The organism is Cupriavidus sp. 86D6, assembly GCF_057815095.1.
In genome coordinates this window covers 324,669-347,422 of sequence record NZ_JBYPSB010000006.1, presented here as the reverse complement: position 1 = coordinate 347,422, position 22,754 = coordinate 324,669, and the positions used below count along the sequence as shown (strand labels likewise).

At 64.2% G+C, this 22,754-nt stretch carries 17 protein-coding genes; all 17 read right to left on the bottom strand.

The features are described 5' to 3' along the window. Positions 1-65: 65 nt before the first annotated feature. The 17 genes from AC3G88_RS17100 to atpG all read right to left on the bottom strand — a co-directional run bounded on the left by AC3G88_RS17100 (position 66) and on the right by atpG (position 22,742). Positions 66-1,181 (bottom strand): YbdK family carboxylate-amine ligase, encoded by a 1,116-nt coding sequence (locus AC3G88_RS17100; RefSeq protein ID WP_092602245.1) that lies wholly within the window; start codon positions 1,179-1,181, stop codon positions 66-68. Then, positions 1,181-2,395: a cation:proton antiporter gene (locus AC3G88_RS17095; RefSeq protein ID WP_153946349.1), complete on the bottom strand. Its 1,215-nt coding sequence runs from the start codon at positions 2,393-2,395 to the stop codon at positions 1,181-1,183. The genes AC3G88_RS17100 and AC3G88_RS17095 overlap by 1 nt, the downstream gene beginning before the upstream one ends. A gap of 183 nt (positions 2,396-2,578) precedes the next feature. After that, positions 2,579-4,546 carry a hypothetical protein gene (locus AC3G88_RS17090; protein ID WP_488893620.1) on the bottom strand — a complete coding sequence of 656 codons (1,968 nt, stop codon included), beginning with the start codon at positions 4,544-4,546 and terminating at the stop codon, positions 2,579-2,581. A gap of 225 nt (positions 4,547-4,771) precedes the next feature. Next, positions 4,772-5,137 carry a hypothetical protein gene (locus tag AC3G88_RS17085; protein ID WP_488893619.1) on the bottom strand — a complete coding sequence of 122 codons (366 nt, stop codon included), beginning with the start codon at positions 5,135-5,137 and terminating at the stop codon, positions 4,772-4,774. Continuing rightward, on the bottom strand, positions 5,121-5,981 hold the full coding sequence (locus AC3G88_RS17080; RefSeq protein WP_488893618.1) for a DUF6402 family protein: 861 nt from the start codon (positions 5,979-5,981) through the stop codon (positions 5,121-5,123). Before AC3G88_RS17080 ends, AC3G88_RS17085 begins: the two co-directional genes overlap by 17 nt. Positions 5,982-6,171: 190 nt before the next feature. Further along, complete coding sequence (locus AC3G88_RS17075; protein WP_488893617.1) at positions 6,172-6,591, bottom strand: hypothetical protein; 420 nt, start codon at positions 6,589-6,591, stop codon at positions 6,172-6,174. A gap of 4 nt (positions 6,592-6,595) precedes the next feature. Beyond that, positions 6,596-6,961 (bottom strand): hypothetical protein, encoded by a 366-nt coding sequence (locus AC3G88_RS17070; RefSeq protein WP_488893616.1) that lies wholly within the window; start codon positions 6,959-6,961, stop codon positions 6,596-6,598. After that, positions 6,945-7,805 carry a DUF6402 family protein gene (locus AC3G88_RS17065; RefSeq protein ID WP_488893615.1) on the bottom strand — a complete coding sequence of 287 codons (861 nt, stop codon included), beginning with the start codon at positions 7,803-7,805 and terminating at the stop codon, positions 6,945-6,947. Before AC3G88_RS17065 ends, AC3G88_RS17070 begins: the two co-directional genes overlap by 17 nt. Then, positions 7,802-8,389, bottom strand: a complete 588-nt coding sequence (locus AC3G88_RS17060) for a PAAR domain-containing protein (RefSeq protein WP_488893614.1) — start codon at positions 8,387-8,389, stop codon at positions 7,802-7,804. Before AC3G88_RS17060 ends, AC3G88_RS17065 begins: the two co-directional genes overlap by 4 nt. A gap of 249 nt (positions 8,390-8,638) precedes the next feature. Continuing rightward, complete coding sequence (locus tag AC3G88_RS17055) at positions 8,639-9,790, bottom strand: branched-chain amino acid ABC transporter substrate-binding protein (protein ID WP_092602235.1); 1,152 nt, start codon at positions 9,788-9,790, stop codon at positions 8,639-8,641. A gap of 158 nt (positions 9,791-9,948) precedes the next feature. Then, positions 9,949-13,902: a trifunctional transcriptional regulator/proline dehydrogenase/L-glutamate gamma-semialdehyde dehydrogenase gene (putA, locus tag AC3G88_RS17050; protein WP_488893613.1), complete on the bottom strand. Its 3,954-nt coding sequence runs from the start codon at positions 13,900-13,902 to the stop codon at positions 9,949-9,951. A 196-nt stretch (positions 13,903-14,098) separates the two neighbouring features. Then, entirely contained in the window at positions 14,099-16,390 is a 2,292-nt protein-coding gene (locus AC3G88_RS17045; protein WP_488893687.1) for a primosomal protein N', read from the bottom strand. A 512-nt stretch (positions 16,391-16,902) separates the two neighbouring features. Next, positions 16,903-18,006 carry a uroporphyrinogen decarboxylase gene (gene hemE, locus AC3G88_RS17040; RefSeq protein ID WP_488893612.1) on the bottom strand — a complete coding sequence of 368 codons (1,104 nt, stop codon included), beginning with the start codon at positions 18,004-18,006 and terminating at the stop codon, positions 16,903-16,905. A gap of 101 nt (positions 18,007-18,107) precedes the next feature. Next, positions 18,108-19,064: an alpha/beta hydrolase gene (locus AC3G88_RS17035; RefSeq protein ID WP_488893611.1), complete on the bottom strand. Its 957-nt coding sequence runs from the start codon at positions 19,062-19,064 to the stop codon at positions 18,108-18,110. An 820-nt stretch (positions 19,065-19,884) separates the two neighbouring features. Further along, entirely contained in the window at positions 19,885-20,301 is a 417-nt protein-coding gene (locus AC3G88_RS17030; RefSeq protein WP_029051299.1) for a F0F1 ATP synthase subunit epsilon, read from the bottom strand. Between the two features lie 128 nt (positions 20,302-20,429). Then, complete coding sequence (atpD, locus tag AC3G88_RS17025) at positions 20,430-21,833, bottom strand: F0F1 ATP synthase subunit beta (protein ID WP_029051300.1); 1,404 nt, start codon at positions 21,831-21,833, stop codon at positions 20,430-20,432. Between the two features lie 33 nt (positions 21,834-21,866). Continuing rightward, positions 21,867-22,742, bottom strand: a complete 876-nt coding sequence (gene atpG / locus AC3G88_RS17020) for a F0F1 ATP synthase subunit gamma (protein WP_400393397.1) — start codon at positions 22,740-22,742, stop codon at positions 21,867-21,869. Positions 22,743-22,754: the final 12 nt, after the last annotated feature.

Sequence of the window (22,754 nt, the reverse complement as noted above, 5' to 3'; positions counted from 1 at the left end):
AGGCTTGCTGCGGGTTGGTCCATGATCGGCCCAGCCCCGGCCTCGGCCTCAGCCCAGGCAATGCGTCAGGATTCCCACAATTCGCAGGTCCGGCGCACCGTGTCACGCAGGCTGTGCGCCTCGTCGTTCACCGTGCGCACCAGGCGTGCGTCGTTGTCGCGCGCCGCCGCCTGGGCGCGGATATTGGCCAGCGCCTGGAGCGACCCCAGCGCCTCGGCGTGAGGCTCCAGCGCGTCGCAGATCGACAGGATATGGTCCGCGATCGGCATCCGGGTGAGTTCGTTCGGATGCACGTATTCGCCTTCCAGTCCGAAGCGGCACGCCTGGAAGCGATTGAAGGTGTACACCAGGTAGTCGTCTTCCTGCGGCATGAATGGGCGCGACAACAGCAGGTAGCGCGCCAGCGCCTGGATATAGGCCGCGATGTCGCAGGCGCGCTGAACGGTCAGCGGGGTGTCCATCACGCGCACCTCGATCGTGCCGAACTCCGGCTTGGGACGGATATCCCAATAGAAGTCCTTCATGCTTTCGATCACCCCGGTGGCGCGCATCTTGTTGAAGTACGCCTCGAAGCCGTCCCACGTCAGCACATGCGGGGCGCGGCCGCTCATCGGGAACGCCGCTACCGAATTCAGGCGCGCCGATGCAAAGCCCGTATCCACGCCCTGCACGTAAGGCGATGAAGCAGCCAGCGCGATAAAGTGCGGCACGTATCGCCCGATGGCATGGAGCAGGAACAGCGACTCATCGGGGGTCGGGCACCCGATGTGCACGTGCTGGCCAAACACCGTGAACTGCTTGGCCAGATAGCCATAAAGTTCGGAAATGTACTGGTAACGCGGCGAATTCGAGATCGTGCGTTCCGACCAGACCTGAAATGGATGCGTGCCGCCGCCGCAGATGCCGAGGTTCAGGCCGCGCGACGCATTGACCATCAGGTCGCGCATCACGGTCAGTTCCTCCAGCGCCTGCGCATAGTCGTGGCAGATGCCGGTGCTGATCTCGATCATCGACGGGCTGATTTCCGGCTTGATGTCGCCGGCGTGCTGCGCGCCTTTCAGTGCGCGCAGCAGATCCGGGGCGAACGGCGCCAGGTCATAGTCGTGCCGGTTGACGAGCTGCAGTTCCAGCTCGACGCCGAAGGTCAACGCCTCGGAATGCTTGAACGGTTCGAGCGACATCAGCGCCCTCCTCCATGGTCACGCGTCTCGCCGGCGAAGCGCAGTGCCCATGCCGCGATGATCGGCGCAAGCAGCTGCTCGATCGCGAGCGCGCACAGGATGATCGATGCGAGCGGCGCCCCGGTGCCAGGGTACAGGCGGGCAACGTCGCTCATCAAAAGATAAGCCAGACCGGACATCGGCGCCAGCGCAAGCCCCAGCGCTGCGCACTGGCGCAGGCTCAGGCCCGAAAACGAACCCAGGGACACGACGCCGGCCAGCTTGGCGACGTGACGGAAGAACACCAGCGCCACGGCCAGCGATCCGCCCACGACCCAGTCCCGGGCGGTCAGCGGCAGGCCCAGCGACACCACCATCACGATGATCAGCAGGCTGCCCGCGCTGCCAAAGTGCGTGGGCCACACATGTGGCTGGCGGTCCTGGTGCTTGAATACCACCCCGGCCAGCATCAGCGTCAGCGGCATCGACAGCTTCAGCACCCGCGTCAGCGCCAGCGTGAACAACACCAGTCCCACCAGGACCAGGAAGCTGTAGTGATCGTCGGCCGACATGCGCGCGTAGATCGCATGCCCGAACTTGCCCACCACCCACGCCAGCAGGCACGAGCCGACCAGCAGGTACAGCGGATGCAGCAGGGCCGCGCCCAGGTTGCCGTATTCGGAATGGAGCCAGCCCGTGGCGACTTGCACGATGGCCGCGGCGTAGATGGAATTGAGCGCCGACATCGCCATCAGGCGTTCAGTGACCTGCCCATCGGCACGCAGCTCGTTCTTGAGCTGCAGCACGATGGTGGGCGACGTGCTGACCGCGATACCGCCGGCCAGGATGGCCACGCCGGGCGAAGCCCCCATCCACTGCAGCACCGTGGACACCAGCCCCCAGGTCAGCAGGCTTTCCGCCGCGCTGGTGATCAGCAGCCACGGATTGGCGCGCAGCCAGGACAGCGACAGCCGGTGGCCGAGTTCGAACAGCGCCAGGGCCAGCGCCATGTCGATCAGCACCCGGGTCTGCGCGATCATGTTGTCATCGACAATGCTGCGGCCGAGCATGCCGGCGAACAGCCCGATCACCGCGTAACCGACGATACGCGGACAGCCGAGCCAGCGGCGGCAGACTTCTCCGGCCAGGCCCGCGCCAACCAGCGCAAGGCCCACCCAGAAGAGTCCGCCTGGCGCCAGTGGCAGCGAGGGGAAAAGTTGGCTCAATCCGTTCATGCGCGACATGGTAACGGAAGGACACGTCAGTAAATGTAAGTGCTTGTCCGACACTTTCCCGAACATGCCGGCAACTAACGCCTTCTCCAAACAAAACGCGCCATCATCTTCGATAGCGCTTTTGTAGCTCTTGCAAAATCAGAATCGTCTCTGGTGCGATGGGTCACATTTTTCGACCGGACATCAAACGCCCCAGAGTTTCCACTTCGGCCGTGTGGCCTTCAGTGCCGTTTCCACCTTGGCGAACAAACCACGGGTGGGGCCCTTTTCGGCATCGAGACCGCGTGCGCGCTCGAACCATCCCAACGCCGTTTCGCGCTGTCCCATGCCCAGCGCGGCCTGCACTGCGGCCAGCCAGGTCTGTGCGTCCCAGTCGTCGCGCACGGCAAAGGCAATCTGGAAGTCGGTCAGCGCCTCCGGGTGGCGCTCCAGGTCCACCAGCAGCCGGGCGCGCTGCACGCGCGCCAGCGCTTGCTGCCGTGCGTCGCCCTCGCCCAGTTGCACCGCCTGTTCGAGCAACGGCATGGCGCGCTCGTTGTCGCCGAGGTCGCGCCAGATCTGGCCGAAACGGCCCGATACCCAGGCATCCTCGATCAGCAGCGAGCGCCGTTGCAGGGCTTCGAGTTCGGCGATGGCATCCGCCTTGTCATGCTCGTCCATCGCCGCCATGCCGGTCTGCAGCAGCGCGCCGTAATGGGAACGCGCGTGGGCCATTGCGTGGGCGCCCTCGGTGCGGGCTTCCACGGGCAAGGCATCGAGCCGGGCATCCATATGCGCCAGCGCGGCACTGGCCGATTCGGTGGCTTCGCGCCCGCCGATCGCCGCCCAGGCCGCCACCAGACGGCTGAAGGCCCAGCTCACGCCAGCCGGATTGCGCTCCACTGGATAGCGGTTCAGCACCTCGCCGGCCATGTCCACGACCTGCTGGTGCTGGCCCGCCGCCGCGTAGGCGTCGAGCAGGTCGATCCAGTGGTCGATGAAATCGCTGGCCGCCACGCCCTTGCGGTGCAACGCCACCTTCTCGTCCAAATGCGCCGCATCGGCCGGCAGCGTACGGCCCAGCAGGCGGCACAGCAGCGAATAGAGATGGGGGTCGGCATTGCCGCCGTGCCCCTGGGCATCGCCCTCGCCGCTCTCGAAATACGACTCGAAGCACGACAGGCCCTTGCGGCACATGGCCTCCAGCGTCGGCTTGAGCGCCGCCTGCGAGGCGGGGACTTCATCGAGGAAACTGCCCAGTGCGGTCGCCGCATGGAAATACAGCGCGCCATCGTCGGCATCCGCCGTCACGGCGAAGCCGGTCCACGCGGGCTGCGCCGGGGCGTTGGCGCCGGCGGTCACATTGGCCTGGTGTCGCCACGTCAGCGCACGGACCTGCGCGAGCGGGTCGGGCCGCTGGCGCAGATAGGCCTCCAGATCGTCGAGCGCCGCGGCGGGTTCAGAACCCAGCCGCAGCGGCGCCCGCAGGCGCCGGGCCTCGGGATGATCGGGCTGTTCGGCCAGCACGCGCTCGGCCTGGGCCGCAGCCAGCGCATCGCCTTGTCCAGGCGTCAGGTCGAGCAGTTCCGGGGAATCGAGCGCGATGCGCCCCAGGCAGATACGCAGCAGCGGCTCGCCCAGCAGTTCGGCGGCATCGCTGCGTGCCACGTAATCCTGGACCAGCGGCAGGATGTCGCTGGCGCCCAGATCGGGGGCCCGGTACAGCAGGTCGTGCCAGTACCGCCCGGCCAGCGCGAAGTCGTTCAGCCGGAACGCGACAAAGCCCGCATAGAAGTGCGCGGCCCATTCGCCGGTGGCCAGCCCATTGCGGCGCGCCGCCTCGTGCAGCCATGGCTGCGCCTCGGTGTCGCGCCCATCGCGCATCAGCAAGGTGCCATACATATGGACCAGTGCCCCGCGCGACGCCCAGCGGTGCATCGGCGCCAGCGGCAGTTCGGGCAGGCGCGCCATGGCTTCGTCCAGCGCAGCCAGCGCGGCAGCCACGTCGCCACGGTCGGACTGGATCTGCGCCCGCAACGCGGCATAATCCACCACCTCGGGGTGCGCCGCCCACAGCTGGTCGGCAACCTGCAACGCCTCGTCATGGCGCCCGGCATTGGCCAGCGCGATCGCGTGCTCGTAACGGACATCCTGCACGGTCCGCTCCTTCATCAGAATTCGGCAAAGGCGGAATTATGCGCCATTGCCGTGGCACGCTTGGGAGAGAACAGGGGCGGAAAGGGGTCTGATTTGGGTTGACGGGGGTGGGTCGACGACAAAACAGGCCTTCGAATCGCCATTTGAATGGCGGCTTGGCTTCATTTCAGGAAAGCCGTCCGCCGTTGATTCTTCCACTTGCGTCCACTAGGCCTGGCATGGCCGACCCCAAGCGTGGCATCAAAAGCAGACGCCTTTCAGGCGGCTGTCACCAGCATCCGTCGGCAACTCCAGCATGGCCTCGGGCTTGTTCATGATCAGGATTTTCTTGCCGAGCCACCATGGTCCGCCCACCTTGCTGAGCGGACCATCGTAGCGGTGGTAAAGACGCCCATGCTTGTCATAGACGAAAATCCAGCCCTCTTCCCTGTCCCTGGAAAAAAAGACCTTCGATAACCAGCTCTCCCGCATTTCCATGAAATACTCGTGATTCGGGCTCCAGCATTTTTCGCCGTGGGGAATACCCAGACGACCAACGCCGAAAACCAGAAGGGGCACCGTCACCAGAAGCAGCACGGGCCAGCTGCGCCTAATCCAGCGGTACATGCTTGATTGTCGAATCGATCCAGTGCACGTCGGAGAAGACGAAAAAGTCTCCTCCCTCGTCCCGCGCTTTTTGCCATCGTCGGAAATCGGCATTTCGCACCGGCACGAATTTGCCGTAGGTCAGTGCCCGCAATGGAACTGGCATCCCTACGTATGCGGCGATCTCGGCCTTCGACAAGCACCGATCACGACTCCATATGCCCAGGCCGAATGTGTTGTCCATGTGCCAGTCCGCAGCAAAGTCATATGTGTCGCGGCAGTAAATGCCGAGCCGTTCTATCTCAAATGCGTCGCGCCCGGACAAGGGCAATCGCGTGGTGTATCCCCTGACGCAGATTTTCAGCACACCCTTGTTGATCGCTCCAAAAAGGTCATCGAACGTATCGACGTAGGATCCGAATTCCTGAATATTTACTTGGCTCAGGCTGTCTGCGGTACTCGCTTTTTCAACTCCGTAACCAAGGCTCGTGCATTTCCCGGGCTTCCAGCCAGCGTCATCAAGCCGCTTTCGGAGCAACGCCCGACCGTTAGGCGAAGCCCAGTTCTGAACCAGTCGCTCGGCCGCAGACCGCACCGATGGATATCGAAGCAACCAGTTCATTTTCACCAGGTTTTCCTCAAGCCGACTGGGTGGCACACCGGCAAAATCATCCCTTACCCTCTCTCCAGCCTCCATCACCCAAGCCGGCTTCGTTGCAAACCATCTGCGCATCAATGCAGCAGACACCCGCCAGCCCATCTTGTCCATGGCGCCGGGTATCTCGTCGAGATACATCTGGTCGACCTTCACAACCGCGCCTTGACGGTTGTCTTTCGGGCTGAGATTGGACGTAGCGATGCTCATGATCGAATCCCCATTTCCGTTTGCGCGACCCATGAGAGGGTGCATTGCGCAGCAGGCTAGCGACGCCCGTACCCGGAGCACAATCGCCATACCCTTGAAATGGGTTGCGCCCGCCCCAAAACAAAAAACGCCACCACGGGCCTGGCCCGGGTGGCGTCAGTGCTACTGGTCGGCCATCGGCTAGCGCGGCCTACAGTGGCTCACAGGGGTTGGGAAAGGTTGCCCGATACATGCAGAAACACATCTTCGCGGCGCCGTTCGGTCCTGCTGCGGCATAGAGGGACAGCCGGGTAGATTCGCCAATCCATAAGGCATCGTCTTTCCACGTCGGCCTGTTGTAAGTGAGGAAATCCCCATGCCAGTGATACAGCCAGCGCCCGTTCCGGTCGAACACCAAAATCCATCCAAAGCCAGTGCCGGGCGAATACAGTGCCGACGACAGCAGGCTTTCCACTTGTATCAAATAGTATTGACGATTGGGACTCCAGCATCGCTTGCCAAACAGGAGGCCGTAGGAGAAATTGGCGGCCATGAGAAAGAATGGGATGAGTGGAAGGAAATACCACCATTCCCGTTGTAAAATCCGGCGCAGCGAACGTTTGGCGGTCATAGGCCTAATAGCAAATGCGATTTAAATCGCCTTCGCCTGCATCGGTGGGCAAGCGCAGACTGGCCTCCGGCTTGTTGAGGATCAGCACTTCGTTGCCCGCCCAGAATGGACCGCCTTGCGTGGTAAGGTCTCCGTCCCATCGATGCACAAGGTTGCCGTACTTGTCATAGACAAGAACCCAGCCTTCCTCGTAGCCGAATTGAGAGGACATCGCAGACCACAAACTCTGTTTCCGGACCATGAAATATTCGTGATTCGGACTCCAGCAGTCGTCGTCGAACAAGATGCCGCGCTTCACAGCATAGCTCACGCCCCCAATGAAAATGGCCAGAAGCATCCACCACAAGCGTCGCTTAATCCAGTGGAACATGGTCGATATGCGGCTGTACCCACAATATGTCGGAGAAAACGTAAAAATCGCCGCCTTCGTTTCGGGCTTTCTGCCAGCGCCGGAAGTCCACGTTTTTCGTCGGAACGAACCCCGGAAATCTGGCGGCTCTCAATGCGGGCGGTGATCCGATATACGCGGCCATTTCTGCTTTCGACAAACACCGGTCTCGACTCCACACCCCCAAGCCGACCGCCATATCCGTGTACCAACTCGCGTTGAAGTCGTATGTATCACGGCAATAGATGCCTACCTTGTCGATCTCGAAAATGTCCCTGCCTGTTACCGGAGAGCGCATCGCCTGACCTTTGACAGCCAGCTTGAAGGTTCCCTTATTGACCGCTCCGAACAGGTCATTGAAGGTGTCGTTGTACGCGCCGAAAGGCTTGAGATTGACCTGGCATGTGGCATCCGCCATCACGGCGCTTCTCACGCCGTACCCCAGGGTTGCATGTAACCCGGTGGCCCATCCGACGGCACGTAGCCGGTCCCGCAGCACAGCGAGGCCCCTGGGAGTATTCCAGCCCTTGCGCAACGCCTCGAATGCCGGAAGCACCGATTCGAAGCCCAGTAACCATTTCATGGTCACCAATCGACTTTCAACGCGAGACGCTGAAAGCACGGCCACATCGGTCCTTGTTCTTTCTTCCGCACTCATCACCCAAGCCGGCTTCGTTGCAAACCATCTGCGCATCAATGCAGCAGACACCCGCCAGCCCATCTTGTCCATGGCGCCGGGTATCTCGTCGAGATACATCTGGTCGACCTTCACAACCGCGCCTTGACGGTTGTCTTTCGGGCTGAGATTGGACGTAGCGATGCTCATGATCGAATCCCCATTTCCGTTTGCGCGACCCATGAGAGGGTGATTGGCTCGCGGTCACAGCCGCAAATGGTGGCCGTCTTGCCGTCTGCCCCCGTGCACCCTTCGCGTGGCCCGTCCGGTGTATCGATGCCCCATGCGAAGCCCGCCAGGGGCAGGCCTGTGCGCAAGTCCGTCAGGACAAAGTGCTCGTCGTAGTCGTCGGGGTTTCCCGCGGGATTGGCTCGCGCCCCAGCCGTCTCCACAGCGGGACCGGAATCGGGAAGAATCATCGAGCTGCGGCCATAGACGGCAATAATGCGAGCCGGCGACTTGCACTGGCACATCACGAGATCACCGCCCAGGGCTTCCCGCGCTCCGCCTGCCACGAAGTCCACCATCCTGTTGTGATATGGCGATCCGGGCGCCTCCACTATCACGCCAACGCTCTTGCACGCATCGCACCATGCCCGGTGTCCGAGCAGTGCGACCGGTCGACTCCGACCATCCGGGCCCTCGATCGTGTTGTCCTGCGCGCCTTCGATAATTTGACTGTTGCCGCCCGTATCGAGCGGATCGCCCATCACTGCCGTATAGAAGATCCCCATGCCGCCCCCCCATGACGAAATGCCATCGCCCTCGACAGCATTGCGCAGCAGGCTAGCGACGCCCGTACCCGGAGCACAATCGCCATACCCTTGAAATGGGTTGCGCCCCGCCCCAAAACAAAAAACGCCACCACGGGCCTGGCCCGGGTGGCGTCAGTGCTACTGTCAGAACACCCCGTCCGTAGGAAAGCCGTCCGGGGGTGCTGAGGTACTACAGGAAATGCATCAAAACTGTGGCAATTGGGGCGATTACTTGCCGCCGACCGTTTCCAGCACGGTCCACTTGCCGCCTTCGACCTTGTAGACGGTGATACCGCCGTCCTTCAGGTCGCCGCGTGCGTCGTAGGCCAGGGTCTTGGTCGTCACGCCCTGCATGTTCGTGGCGGCCAGCACCGGCAGGTAGCGTGCCGGATCGGCCGAGCCGGCCTTGATCATGGCGGTCATCATCGCGGTGGCACCGTCATAGGCGTACGGCGAGTACGTCTGGACCTTCGAGCCAAAACGCTTTTCGTACTTCTTTTCGTAGGCGGCGCCACCGGGCATCTGTTCCAGCGGCAGGCCGGCCAGCGACACCACGGTGCCTTCGGCTGCCGGGCCGGCCAGCTTCAGGAAGTTGTCGGTCTTGGACATCTCGCCCGACACGATCGGGGCCTTCATGCCCAGTTCCTTGACCTGCTTGGCCATCGGGGCCGACTGGGTCTCGGCGCCGCCATAGAAGATCACGTCCGGGTTGCTGCGCTTGATGTTGGTCAGCACGGCCTTGAAGTCCACGGCCTTGTCGTTCGTGAATTCGCGGCGCACGATCTTGCCGCCGGCGGCCTTGGCGGCCTTTTCGAACTCGTCGGCCAGGCCCTGGCCGTACGCGGTGCGGTCGTCGACGATGGCGATGTTCTTCGCGCCCAGCTTCTTCACCACGAAGGCGCCGATCACCGAACCCTGCTGGGTGTCGGACGTCATCATGCGGAACGTGGTCTTGAAGCCCTGCTTGGTGTATTCAGGCGCCGTGGCCATGGCGATCTGCGGAATGCCGGCGCGGTTGTAGACCATCGACGCCGGGATGCTGGTGCCCGAGTTGAAGTGCCCGAGCATGCCCTGGATGCCGGCGTCCACCAGCTTCTGCGCCACCACCGAACCGGTCTTCGGGTCGGCCTGGTCGTCTTCGGAGATCAGGACGAACTTGACATCCTTGCCGCCGATCTTCGGCTTGGTGGCGTTCATGTCGTCGATGGCCAGGACGATGCCGTTCTGCATGTCCTTGCCGTACTGTGCCTGGCCGCCGGTCAGCGGGCCGGCGTAGCCCAGCTTGATTTCCTGTGCCTGGGCGAAAGCGGCCGAGGCGGCGGTCAGGCCTGCAACGGCCATGGCAACGGTCATGGCCGTCTTGCGGAATGTCGAGCTCATCAGTTCTCCTTGGGTCCCATAGGGTGCCATATGGTGCCGGTGTCGGCATATTTGCGGATCGGCGTTGGCAGCACCGTTCCGTTCCTGGGTTGCGCGGCAGGGTCGGGATCGCCGGCCCCCGCCACGCGCTTTGCTGACAATCCGCCTGGCCCCTGGCCTCAGCCGATCGTCATCAGACTTGCATTGCCGCCCGCCGCCGCCGTATTGACGGACAGCGAACGCTCGATCAACAAACGCTCCAGGGCGATATTCGGTTCACCCTGGGCCAGGCCCTGCACGCTGACGATCGGGCCGGGGCGCGTGGCCACCTGCTCGCAGACCGTGCGCAGCTGGTCGGAATCGCCGTGGTGCAGCACCGCGTCGAAGGCGATATCGGTACCCAGCCAGTCGGAAACCACGCGGACGCGCGATTGTACTGCGGCAGGCAGGCGCGCCAACAGGGTCTTTGCGACGGGTGTGTCTGTCCACAACGCTTCGGAGCCCACGGCCAGCACGGCCGCCAGTTGCAGCGCCAGATCCGATTCCTGCTGGGCCAGGCACAGCACGCGTTCGCGCGGCAGCAGCGAGTACGTATTGCGCTCGCCCGTGGGGCCCGGCAGCGTCACCGACAGGCCCGAGGCCGAAGCGGCGGCAAAGCGCCCGCATGCCTGCGCCACGTCCGGCAGGCCGGCCTTTGCCCAGGCCTGCAGGGCCGCCAGCGCGGTATTTTCCGGCGCGGCCGGGGTGGCGCCGCCCATGTCGGACGTGCGCACGCCACGTACCACGGCGTCCTGCGGGCACACCGACAGCAGCCGATGCAGGTACAGCGGGCCGCCGGCCTTCGGCCCGGTGCCCGACAGGCCTTCGCCGCCAAACGGCTGCACGCCCACCACGGCGCCCACGATATTGCGGTTCACATACAGGTTGCCCACGTGCGCGCGGTCAACGATATGCGCGATGGTTTCGTCGATCCGCGTATGGATGCCCAGCGTCAGGCCATAGCCGGTGTCGTTGATCTGGCCGATCATCGTGTCCAGCGCGGCGCGCGGGTAGCGCACCACGTGCAGCACCGGGCCGAATACCTCGCGCTTCAGTTCCGCGATCGAATCGAGTTCGATCAGCGTCGGCGGCACGAACGTGCCGTTGCGGCAGGCGGCCGAACCGGCGTCGGCCTGGTGTACGCGGCGGCCCTTGGCGCGCATGGCCTCGATATGGCGCACGATATTGCCGCGCGCTTCCTCGTCGATCACCGGGCCCACGTCGGTCGACAGGCGATCCGGGTTGCCCAGCGTCAGTTCCCCCATCGCGCCCTTGAGCATTTCCAGGATGCGGTCGGCCACGTCTTCCTGCAGGCACAGCACACGCAGCGCCGAGCAACGCTGGCCGGCGGAATCGAACGCCGAGTTCACGACGTCGCCCACCACCTGTTCGGCCAGCGCCGACGAGTCGACGATCATCGCGTTCTGGCCGCCGGTTTCGGCAATCAGCGGGATCGGACGGCCCGCCGCGTCCAGGCGCCCTGCCACGTTACGCTGCAGCAGGCGCGCCACTTCGGTCGAACCGGTGAACATCACGCCCTTCACGCGGGCGTCGCCCACCAGCGCGGCGCCCACCGTTTCGCCACGGCCCGGCAGCAGTTGCACGGCGCCCGCCGGCACACCGGCATCGCGCAGCAGGCGCACGGCGGCGGCGGCGATCAGCGGCGTCTGTTCCGCCGGCTTGGCCAGCACCGGGTTGCCGGCGGCCAGGGCCGCGGCCACCTGGCCGGTGAAGATCGCCAGCGGGAAGTTCCACGGGCTGATGCAGACCACCGGGCCCAGCGGACGGTGCGTGTCGTTCGAGAACGTCTCGCGCACCTGCACCGCGTAGTAGCGCAGGAAGTCCACGGCTTCGCGCACTTCGGCGATGGCGTTCGAGAACGTCTTGCCGGCCTCGCGCATGATGATGCCCATCAGCGACTGCATCTGGGCTTCCATCAGGTCGGCGGCACGTTCCAGCGCGGCGGCACGCACTTCCGGCGGCGTCGCCTGCCAGATCGGCGCCGCATTGACGGCGGCTGTCAGCGCGGCTTCGATCTCGGCCGGCGTGGCTTCGCTCACGTGACCCACCACGTCGCGGTGGTCGGCCGGGTTCAGCACGGGCTCGGACTTCGCGCCGGCGCGGTCCACCTCGGCGCCCAGCAGCGGATCGGCGCGCAGCACCTCGCTGGCGCCCGCCAGCAGCGCCGACGACAGCGACGCCAGGCGATGCTCGTTCGACAGGTCGATCCCGGCCGAATTGGCGCGTGCCTTGCCGTACAACGCGCGCGGCTGCGGAATGCGCGGGTGCGGCAGGCCCAGCGTGCCTTCGGCCTTGTGCATCTGTTCGACCACCGCCACCGGGTCGGCCACCAGTTCGTCGAGCGGAATCGATTCGTCGGCAATGCGGTTCACGAACGACGTGTTGGCGCCGTTTTCCAGCAGCCGGCGCACCAGGTACGCCAGCAGCGTCTCGTGCGTACCCACCGGGGCGTAGATGCGGCACGGCCGGCCGAACTTGCCGTCGGCCTTGGCGCCCACCACCTGGTCGTACAGCGGCTCGCCCATGCCATGCAGGCACTGGAACTCATACTGGCCGGGATAGTAGTTCTGCCCGGCGATCTGGTAGATGGCCGACAGCGTGTGCGCGTTGTGCGTGGCGAACTGCGGATAGATCGCGTCCGGCACCGACAGCAGCTTGCGCGCGCAGGCCACGTACGACACATCGGTATAGACCTTGCGCGTGTAGACCGGATAGCCCTCCAGGCCATCCACCTGGCCGCGCTTGATTTCGCTGTCCCAGTAGGCGCCCTTGACCAGACGGATCATCAGGCGATGGCGGCTGCGGCGGGCCAGGTCGATCAGGTAGTCGATCACGAACGGGCAACGCTTCTGGTAGCCCTGCACCACGAAGCCGATGCCGTTCCAGCCGGCCAGCTCGGGCTCGAAGCACAGGCGTTCGAGCAGGTCGAGCGAGATTTCCAGGCGGTCGGCTTCCTCGGCGTCGATGTTGATGCCGATGTCGTACTGGCGGGCCAGCATCGTCAGGCTCTTCAGGCGGCCGTACAGTTCGGTGATCACGCGCTCGTGCTGGGCGCGGCTGTAGCGCGGGTGCAGCGCCGACAGCTTGATCGAGATCCCCGGGCCTTCATAGATGCCCCGGCCGCGCGACGCCTGGCCGATGGCGTGGATGGCCTGCTCGTACGAGGCCAGGTACCGCTGGGCATCGGCCTCGGTCATGGCCGCTTCGCCAAGCATGTCGTACGAATAGCGGAAGCCTTCGGCTTCGTACTTGCGCGCGTTGGCCAGTGCCTCGGAGATGGTCTCGCCGGTCACGAACTGCTCGCCCATCAGCCGCATGGCCATGTCCACGCCCTTGCGGATCAGCGGCTCGCCGCCCTTGCCGATGATGCGCGTCAGCGCCTTCGACAGGCCGGCTTCGGTATGGGTGGCCACCAGGCGGCCGGTCAGCAGCAGGCCCCAGGTGGCCGCGTTGACGAACAGCGACGGGCTCTGGCCCAGGTGCGACTGCCAGTTGGCACCGCTGATCTTGTCGCGGATCAGCGCGTCGCGCGTGGCCTTGTCGGGAATACGCAGCAAGGCCTCGGCCAGGCACATCAGCGCCACGCCTTCCTGCGACGACAGCGAGAATTCCTGGATCAGCCCCTGCACCAGGCCTTCGCGGCCGGTGCCTACCTTCTGCTCGCGCAGCTTTTGCGCCAGCGCCTTGGCCATCTTGATGGCGGCGTCTGCCTGCGCCTGCGGCAGGCGGGCCTGCTCCAGCAGCACCGGCACGCATTCGGTTTCAGGCCTGCGGTAAGCCGAGGTAATGGCGGCGCGCAGCACCGACTGCGGCTGGATGCTCTGGGCGAATTCCAGAAACGGCTGAGGCATGGCGTCGCCCTGTGCGGCATCGGCGGCGTCGGCAGCCTCGCCATCGGCCAGCGCGGCCGAACCGGCCTCGTGGGGCAGATGGCCGCGCTCCACCTGTTCCAGATACGTGAAGATCGCCTGCTTGATCAGCCAGTGCGGGGTGCGGTCGATCGATTGGGCAACACGTTTCAGGCGTTCGCGTGATGCATCGTCAAGCTTGACGCCAAGGGTGGTGGTGGCCATGCGGGCAGTTCTCCAGCGGATCTTGGTAAGACGGTTGGCAGTCCTGGCGACAAACGCGCACGCGTACTGGCCAGACTACGGGGCTGGCGCGATCTTACTCTCGGAGATTTACTAGGTGCAACCTAGTGCAACCACTTAGTTCCACTGCGGCAAGAAGGTTGCACTGACGCAACATTCTCCGCGGGGGCGGCGGGCTTCAGATTCGCAATGGATCGATTTCCAACTGCCAGCGCACGCCCTTCACCCGCGCGCCGACTTCTTCAAAAGTTGACACCCACTCACTCACAAAGCGCTGCAGGACGGGGCGCGAGCCCGCTTCCACCAGCATCTGGGCGCGTTCCTTGTTGAACAGCCGGACCATCGACATCGGCACCGGGTCGTGCAGTTGCACCTCGGATGCCATCGAACAGGTGTCGGCCTGTTCGCGCGCCGCGTGCAGGAACGCCAGGGCCCGCTCCAGCTGACCGTGTTCGGCGGTAATCAATACCTGGTAGGCAAACGGGGGCAACCCGGCCTGCCGCCGCTCGCGCAACTGGTTGGCCGCGAATCCATCATAGTCATGGCGCGCCAGCGCCTGCAATGCGGGGGCATCGGGGTAACGCGTCTGGATCATGACTTCGCCGCCCAGCCCAGCCCTGCCCGCCCGGCCAGACACCTGCATCAGCGACGCAAACAGATGCTCGGCCGCGCGAAAGTCGTGGCTGAACATCGCGGCATCCGGGTGGACGATACCGACCAGCGTCACGCGCTGGAAGTCATGCCCTTTGGCCACCATCTGCGTGCCCACCAGGATATCGACCTCGCCCGCATGCACCTCGTCGAACATCGCCTGGGCACTGCCCTTGCGGCGCGTGGAATCGGCGTCGATCCGGGCGATACGCGCCTGGGGAAAGCGCGCGGCCAGGGCTTCCTCGATCCGCTGCGTGCCGCGTCCGAGTGGCGCAATATCGACGTTGCCGCAGTCCGGACAATGGTGCGGCACCGGGGATTCCAGGCCGCAGTGGTGGCAACGCAGGCGCCGCTCGGGACGATGCAGCACCAGGTAGGCGGAACAGCGCGGACAACCGGACAACCAGCCACAACTGTCGCAAGCCAGCACGGGCGCATAGCCGCGCCGGTTCAGGAACAGCAGGCTTTGCTGGCCACGGTCCAGCCGCTGCTGGATGGCATCGAGCAGCGGCACCGACAGCCCTTCGTACAGCGCACGCTGCCGTTGCCGCTCGTGATTGAGGTCGATCAGCCGCACGGCCGGCAGCGCCGCATCGGCCTGGGCGCGCTCGCGCAACACCAGCTTGCGATACGCGCCCTGCTCCGCCCGGTACCAGGTCTCCATCGAAGGCGTGGCCGACCCCAGCACCACGGGGATGCCAAGCTGGTTGGCGCGCCACACGGCCAGGTCGCGCGCCGAGTACCGCAGGCCTTCCTGCTGCTTATAGGAAGTATCGTGCTCCTCATCGACCACGATCAGGCTCAGGTGCGGCATCGACGCCATCACCGCCATGCGGGTGCCCAGGACGATGCGTGCCTCGCCGCGATGGGCCGCCAACCATTGCAGGCTGCGCTCCTGGTCGGCCAATCCGCTGTGCAGTACCGCCAGCGGCAGATGGGGAAAGCGTTCGGCGATGCGCGATTGCAGCTGCGGCGTGAGATTGATCTCAGGCACCAGCATCAGCACCTGGGCCGAGGGATCGGCTGCAAGCCGCTGGGCCATGGCATGGAGATAGACCTCGGTCTTGCCGCTTCCCGTTACGCCGTGCAGCAGGAAAGCCGCGTAGGCTTGCGCCGCCGCGATGGCGTCCACCGCCTGCTGCTGCTCGGCGTGCAGGGTGGGCGCCACGGATGGCGCGCGGGTCGTATCCGTTTCCAGCACGGGCCGGTCGGCATGCATGCATTCGACCCAGCCGGCCGCGGCCCATTCGTCCAGACGTGCCGGCGCCGCCGTGCACAGTTCGCGGGCGTCGGCCAGGCGTACCCAGTCCTGCGTATCGATCAGCGCATCGGCCAGCGCGCGGACGGTGCGCGCGCGCGCCGGGGCGGCCTCGCGCAGCGTTTCGGCGTGGCCGGGGCGTACCCGGTACTGCGTGGTGCGTGCGCGCTGCCCCAGGCGGTCCCAGGTTTCGGACTCCCGGAGCGACGGCGGGAGCGCAGGCAGCATCACTTCGCCGAGCCTGCGATGGTAGTAGCGTGCGGCGAAGCGGGCCAAGGCGATCCATTCGGCGCTCAGCGGCGGCATCCAGTCGTTTCGTTGCACGATGGGGCGCAGCTTGTCTTCGGGCACGTCGGAATGATCCACACGCGCGACGGCCACACCGACCGCCTGGCGCCGGCCAAATGGCACCACCACGAGTTGGCCGGGCATCACGCCGTCGTCGGCCAGATAGTCGAAGCAGTCGTCGGCCGGGGTATCCAGTGCGACACGGACGATGGGACTCAAGGTCGGCTGTGGGGCAGGCGCCACGGACTCGGCGTCGGCAGCGGCTTCCGGCATGCCCGGGGTCATGCGCAACCCCCTGCATGGTGCAGCCCGTTTGCGCTGATCTTGTGCATGCGCATGAGGTCAGGGAGGGAGACGAATGTCTGTGTGCGGCGCAACATCAACTTAAAGTAAAACTTCAAATGTGACCCTAAGTCGATGATCCACGGATGGTTTTCCATCCTCCCAATCGGCCCTGTGGATAACTTTGTTGAAAAGTCGCACCGACTACCCGGCAAGGCGCTTGGCACAAGGCTTTCATCGCCCTTGCAACCACCTTTGCAGAACATTCAAATCCTTATGAATCAAGGACTTGCAAAGACCCCCCAACTGAGTTAAGGGGTTACCCGCTCGTGCAGTGCCGCAAACCTATCGGTGTGCATAAGTCAAGCCTTGACAGCAAGCCCCTGGCACCTTTTTGGCGAAATATCGCTAAATAGTTTACTTGACAGGACGCGCGCTGCGCCTGCCACGGCACCGCGCGGCCGATACCCATCACATCGTTGCGTCGCGAGGTAACCGCCCGGTCAGGCGACAGGTGCAACCGCTGCGCCGCGCAGCTTGCGGCTGTGACTGTGCACTTCATCCACGAGCACCGAAACGTTTTCGGGCGGTGTGAACTGCGAAATGCCATGTCCCAGGTTGAACACATGGCCGTCGCTGCCGCCACCCGCCGCGTAGCTGTCGAGCACGCCGCGCACCTGTTCCCGGATTGCGGCTTCCGACGCAAACAGTACGGTGGGGTCGATGTTGCCCTGGAGGGCAACCTTGTCCGCCGTGCGACGGCGCGCCTGGGTCAGGTTGACCGTCCAGTCCAGGCCGATCGCATCGGGCTCGATCGCCGCGATCTGCTCCAGCCAGATGCCGCCGCCCTTCGTGAACACGATGACCGGAATCTGCTGGCCGTCGTGCTCGCGCTTCAGACCCTGCAGCACACGCCGCATATAGGCCAGCGAGAACGTCTGGTACATGCCGTCGGCGAGCGCGCCGCCCCAGGTATCGAACACCATCACGGCCTGTGCGCCGGCTTCGATCTGGGCGTTCAGGTAGGCGGAAACGGCTTGCGCGTTGATTTCGAGGATCCGATGCATCAGATCCGGCCGGCCGTACATCATGGCCTTGACGGTGCGGAAGTCGTCCGAACCGCCGCCCTCCACCATATAGCAGGCCAGCGTCCACGGGCTGCCCGAGAAGCCGATCAGCGGCACGCGCTGGGCGCCGTCCTGCACCAGGGCACGACGGATTTCGCTGACCGCGTCGAATACGTACTGCAGCGACGACATATCGGGCACGGCCAGCTTGGCCACGTCGGCTTCGGTGCGCAGCGGATGGGCGAAGCGCGGGCCTTCCCCCTGGGCAAACGACAGGCCCAGACCCATGGCGTCGGGCACGGTCAGGATGTCCGAGAACAGGATCGCGGCATCGAGCGGATAACGATCCAGCGGCTGCAGCGTGACTTCCGTGGCATATGCCGGGTTCTTCGCCAGCCCCAGGAAGCTGCCGGCGCGAGCGCGCGTGGCGTTGTACTCGGGCAGATAGCGGCCCGCCTGACGCATCAGCCAGAGCGGCGTGTATTCGGTGGGTTGCCGGCGCAGCGCGCGCAGGAAGGTGTCGTTCTGCAGTACGGTCATGGTCATCCTCGTAAGACCGCCATTCTACGGGAACGCCGCCCCGAGCTGCCGCCCCCGAGGCTGATGGCCGTCATATCCGCGCCAGCTTCCGGCCCCGTCTGTCAGATTTCGTCGAAGGCGGCGACAAAGGCCTGGGCCGCGCGCCGCATCCATTCGCGCGCACGCGGGGCGTCGGGCTGGAGCCGGGCGAACCCGTGCGTCATGCCGCTGGCCTCCATCGTGACCACGGGCGCATCGTGGCGCACCAGGAAATCGGCGTACGCCAGGCCATCGTCGCGCAGCACGTCGTTGGACGCCACGATGACCACGCTGGCCGGCGGCACATGGCGCGGCGGCGTGGCCATCAGGTGAATGCGCGGGTCCGCTTGCGCGGCGCCAAGCGCCAGGGCATCGGCGCCGATGTACTGGGTCCAGAACCATGCCATTTCATCGCGCGTCAGGCCGGGGCCATCGGCAAAGGCGCGGTAGCTTTCGGTGCTCAGCACGGGTGCGGCGACGGGGTAGATCAGCAACTGGGCGTTGACCACATGGCGGCCGGCAGCGTCGTTGAGATGGCGGGCCGCAACCGCGGCCAGGTGGCCTCCCGCGCTGTCCCCGGCAACGGCCAGGAACTCGGGCGCGAAGCCCAGGCGCTCGCGTGCATCGGCAAGCCACTGGACCGCCGCGATGGCATCGTCGCAAGGCTGGGGAAATGCCTGTTCCGGCGCCAGGCGATAGTCGACGCTGGCCACTGCGCAGCCCGTATCGGCGGCCAGCAATGCAGCCACCGTGTGGTGTGTGTCAGGCGAGCCGACGACCCAGCCACCCCCGTGAAAATAAACGATCAAGCGTGGGCGGTCAGCATCGATGGGCCGGAACAGCCGCACGGGCAGCACGGCGCCATCCACTGGCAGGCCGATCTCGGTGATTGCCAGCCCATCGGGGTCCGGCAGCTGCGAGCGTGCGGCCACATCCTCGAAACGCGCACGGCGCTCGACGGGGCTCTCGGCAACGGGTTGGCCGGCATACACTTCCGCCATCTGGCGGTAATAGGCTTGCAACTGGGGGTCGATGGCCATGGTGAGGAATCTAGCGGAATCACGAACGTCCGCCAGTGTAGCGGCAGCGACGCACGCGCCGAGGGTCTCGTTGACAGCGTCTGAAGGTGCACTTGCAACCGTTTCGAATCGTAACGCTCCAAGCGCCAGCGAACACAATTTTCAAGGTTGCATTTCGGACACCCCACTAATGCGGGGAGTGTATTAAGCGCCGACCGAAAAAACGTAATGCATTCAGTACACTACGCTCACAATGTCTTAACATTTCTGGCTAAAGAAATTGCCAGCCGGTGTCGTGAAAACGCTTTCAAATAGGAATAAAAGTGTCCAAAACGCCGGATTTTTACCAGCCGAGCTTTCATCTTCTTGCAAAAGGATACATTTTGTTACTGCCATGCCCAGCAGTTTCCCCCACAATGCATTGACAGACCTGAGCTTGGTGTGAGGCACCCCCGCCGCTAAAGCCGTGAAAAATAAGGGGTGTGGAAGAAAGCCTGAGCAGTTCCCCGATTTATCCGGACCAGCCGAGCAACGTCGACTGATCCGGACACCAGGAAGACCTGTAGCGCGCGGCTTGAGGTTCCGATGATTGGAAACTCGCCGATGATGCGGACAAGACGTTCCGCTGCGCTTGTAAGTGAAACCTGGACCGAACCCGTTCCTTCGAATTGACCCCTCGAAGGGATTTTCCCGTCCGCGCGGAGCCTCCCCGGCCCGCGCGCTTTTTTTTGTGGTCCAGGCAACGAAATATAGCGTCCGGAAGAAAAAAAGGCAGCCGATTGGCTGCCTTTTTCATTTGCCACGCCGAAAAAACAACAGCGTGGCGACTACAGTGCCTTGCTTACTTCTTACGACGCAGTCGGGCGATAGCAGCCAGTTGCGCTGCGGCCACGGCCAGCTCGCTTTGGGCGCGAGCCAGGTCGAGATCGCTGCTCTGGTTCTGCATCAGTTCCTCTGCGGCGCGCTTGGCTTCCTGCGCCTTGGCTTCGTCCAGGTCGCTGCCGCGGATGGCGGTGTCGGCCAGAACAGTCACGTGCTGAGGCTGCACTTCGAGAATACCGCCAGCGACAAACACGAATTCCTCGCTGCCGTCTTCCTTCTCGATGCGCACCGCACCCGGCTGGATGCGGGTGATCAGCGGCGTGTGGCCCGGCAGAATACCCAGCTCACCCGTCTCGCCCGGCAGCGCCACGAACTTCGCCTGACCGGAGAAGATCGACGATTCCGCGCTGACGACGTCTACAAGAATGGTTGCCATATAAGATCCTTTCTCCAGAAAGCGTTGGCTTCCCGCAAATCAGGAAGCACGATCTTCGCCTTCGCGCCGGCCGCGGCCACGTGCCGGAGCACGGCAGCCACGCCTGGCGCCAAGACGAAAGACGCCGCTTACTGAAGCTTCTTGGCCTTCTCGAAGGCTTCGTCGATCGAACCGACCATGTAGAAGGCCTGTTCCGGCAGGTGATCGCACTCGCCATCCACCAGCATCTTGAAACCACGGATGGTTTCCTTCAGCGGCACGTACTTGCCCGGCGAACCCGTGAACACTTCGGCCACGTGGAACGGCTGCGACAGGAAACGCTGGATCTTACGAGCGCGCGACACGGCCAGCTTGTCTTCCGGCGACAGTTCGTCCATGCCCAGAATCGCGATGATGTCTCGCAGTTCCTTGTAACGCTGCAGGGTCTGCTGGACGCGGCGGGCCACTTCGTAGTGCTCCGTACCCACGACTTGCGGGTCCAGCTGGCGCGAGGTCGAGTCGAGCGGGTCGACGGCGGGGTAGATACCCAGCGCGGCGATGTCACGCGACAGCACGACGGTCGAGTCCAGGTGCAGGAAGGTCGTAGCCGGCGACGGGTCGGTCAAGTCATCGGCAGGCACGTACACGGCCTGGATCGACGTGATCGAGCCCGTCTTGGTCGACGTGATACGTTCCTGCAGCTTGCCCATTTCTTCAGCCAGCGTCGGCTGATAGCCCACGGCGGAAGGCATACGGCCCAGCAGTGCCGACACTTCGGTACCGGCCAGCGTGTAGCGGTAGATGTTGTCGACGAAGAACAGGATGTCGCGGCCTTCGTCGCGGAAACGCTCGGCCATCGTCAGGCCGGTCAGCGCCACGCGCAGACGGTTGCCCGGCGGCTCGTTCATCTGGCCGAACACCATGGCCACCTTGTCGAGCACGTTCGAGTCCTTCATTTCGTGGTAGAAGTCGTTCCCTTCACGGGTACGCTCGCCCACGCCGGCAAACACCGACAGACCGCTGTGCTGCTTGGCGATGTTGTTGATGAGCTCCATCATGTTCACGGTCTTGCCGACGCCGGCGCCACCGAACAGGCCCACCTTACCGCCCTTTGCGAACGGGCACACCAGGTCGATCACCTTGATGCCGGTTTCCAGCAGGTCAACCGACGGCGACAGTTCGTCGAACTTCGGTGCCTTCTGGTGAATCGCGCGCTTTTCATCAGCGGCGATCGGGCCGGCTTCGTCGATCGGGCGACCCAGCACGTCCATGATGCGGCCCAGCGTACCGTGGCCAACCGGCACGGAGATGGGGGCGCCGGTGCTCTTCACCGACATGCCACGGCGCAGGCCGTCCGACGAGCCCAGGGCGATGGTACGCACCACGCCGTCACCGAGCTGCTGCTGCACTTCGAAGGTCAGACCCTTCTCGGCGAACGACTTGTCGTTGCCCTCTTCGAGCACGAGTGCGTCGTACACCTTCGGCATTGCGTCGCGCGGGAACTCGATGTCCACCACGGCGCCAATGCACTGCACAATATTTCCGATACTCATTTCGTATCTCCGATAGCTTGAATTCTTGACGCCTTAGACCGCAGCTGCGCCGCTGACGATTTCCGACAGTTCCTTCGTGATCGCGGCCTGGCGGGTCTTGTTGTAGACCAGCTGCAGTTCGCCAATCACGTTCTTGGCGTTGTCGGAAGCCGCCTTCATGGCCACCATGCGCGCGGATTGCTCCGACGCCATGTTTTCGGCCACGGCCTGGTACACCAGCGCCTCGACGTAGCGGACGAGCAGCTCTTCCACAACCGTCTGGGCGTCGGGCTCGTAGATGTAATCCCACGAGTAGGCGCGCTTTTCATCTTCGGTCTGGCTCAGCTTGTCTGCGGCCAGCGGCAGCAGTTGCTCGACCATCGGCTCCTGCTTCATCGTGTTGATGAACCGGGTATAAGCCAGGTACACCGCGTCGACTTCGCCGTTGGTAAAGGCATCCAGCTGGACCTTGATCGCGCCGATCAGCTTTTCCAGATGCGGGGTGTCACCGAGATGCACCACGTTCGAGACCACCTTGGCGCCGATGCGACCGAGGAACTGCATGCCCTTGGTACCGATGGCGGTCGCTTGCACGTCCACGCCGCGGTTCTGCAGGGTCTTCAGTTCATTGGTCACGGCTCGCAGCACGTTCGTATTCATGCCGCCGCACAGGCCCTTGTCGGTCGTCACCACGATCATGCCGACGCGCTTGACATCGCGCGACACCATGAAGGGGTGCTTGAACTCGGGGTTGGCGGTGGCCAGGTGCGCTGCGATATTGCGCACTTTTTCAGCATACGGACGGGCATTGCGCATCCGTTCCTGCGCCTTGCGCATCTTGGATGCGGCGACCATTTCCATCGCCTTGGTGATCTTTCGCGTGTTCTGCACGCTCTTGATCTTGGTTCGAATCTCTTTCGTTCCGGCCATATCTTTCCTCTC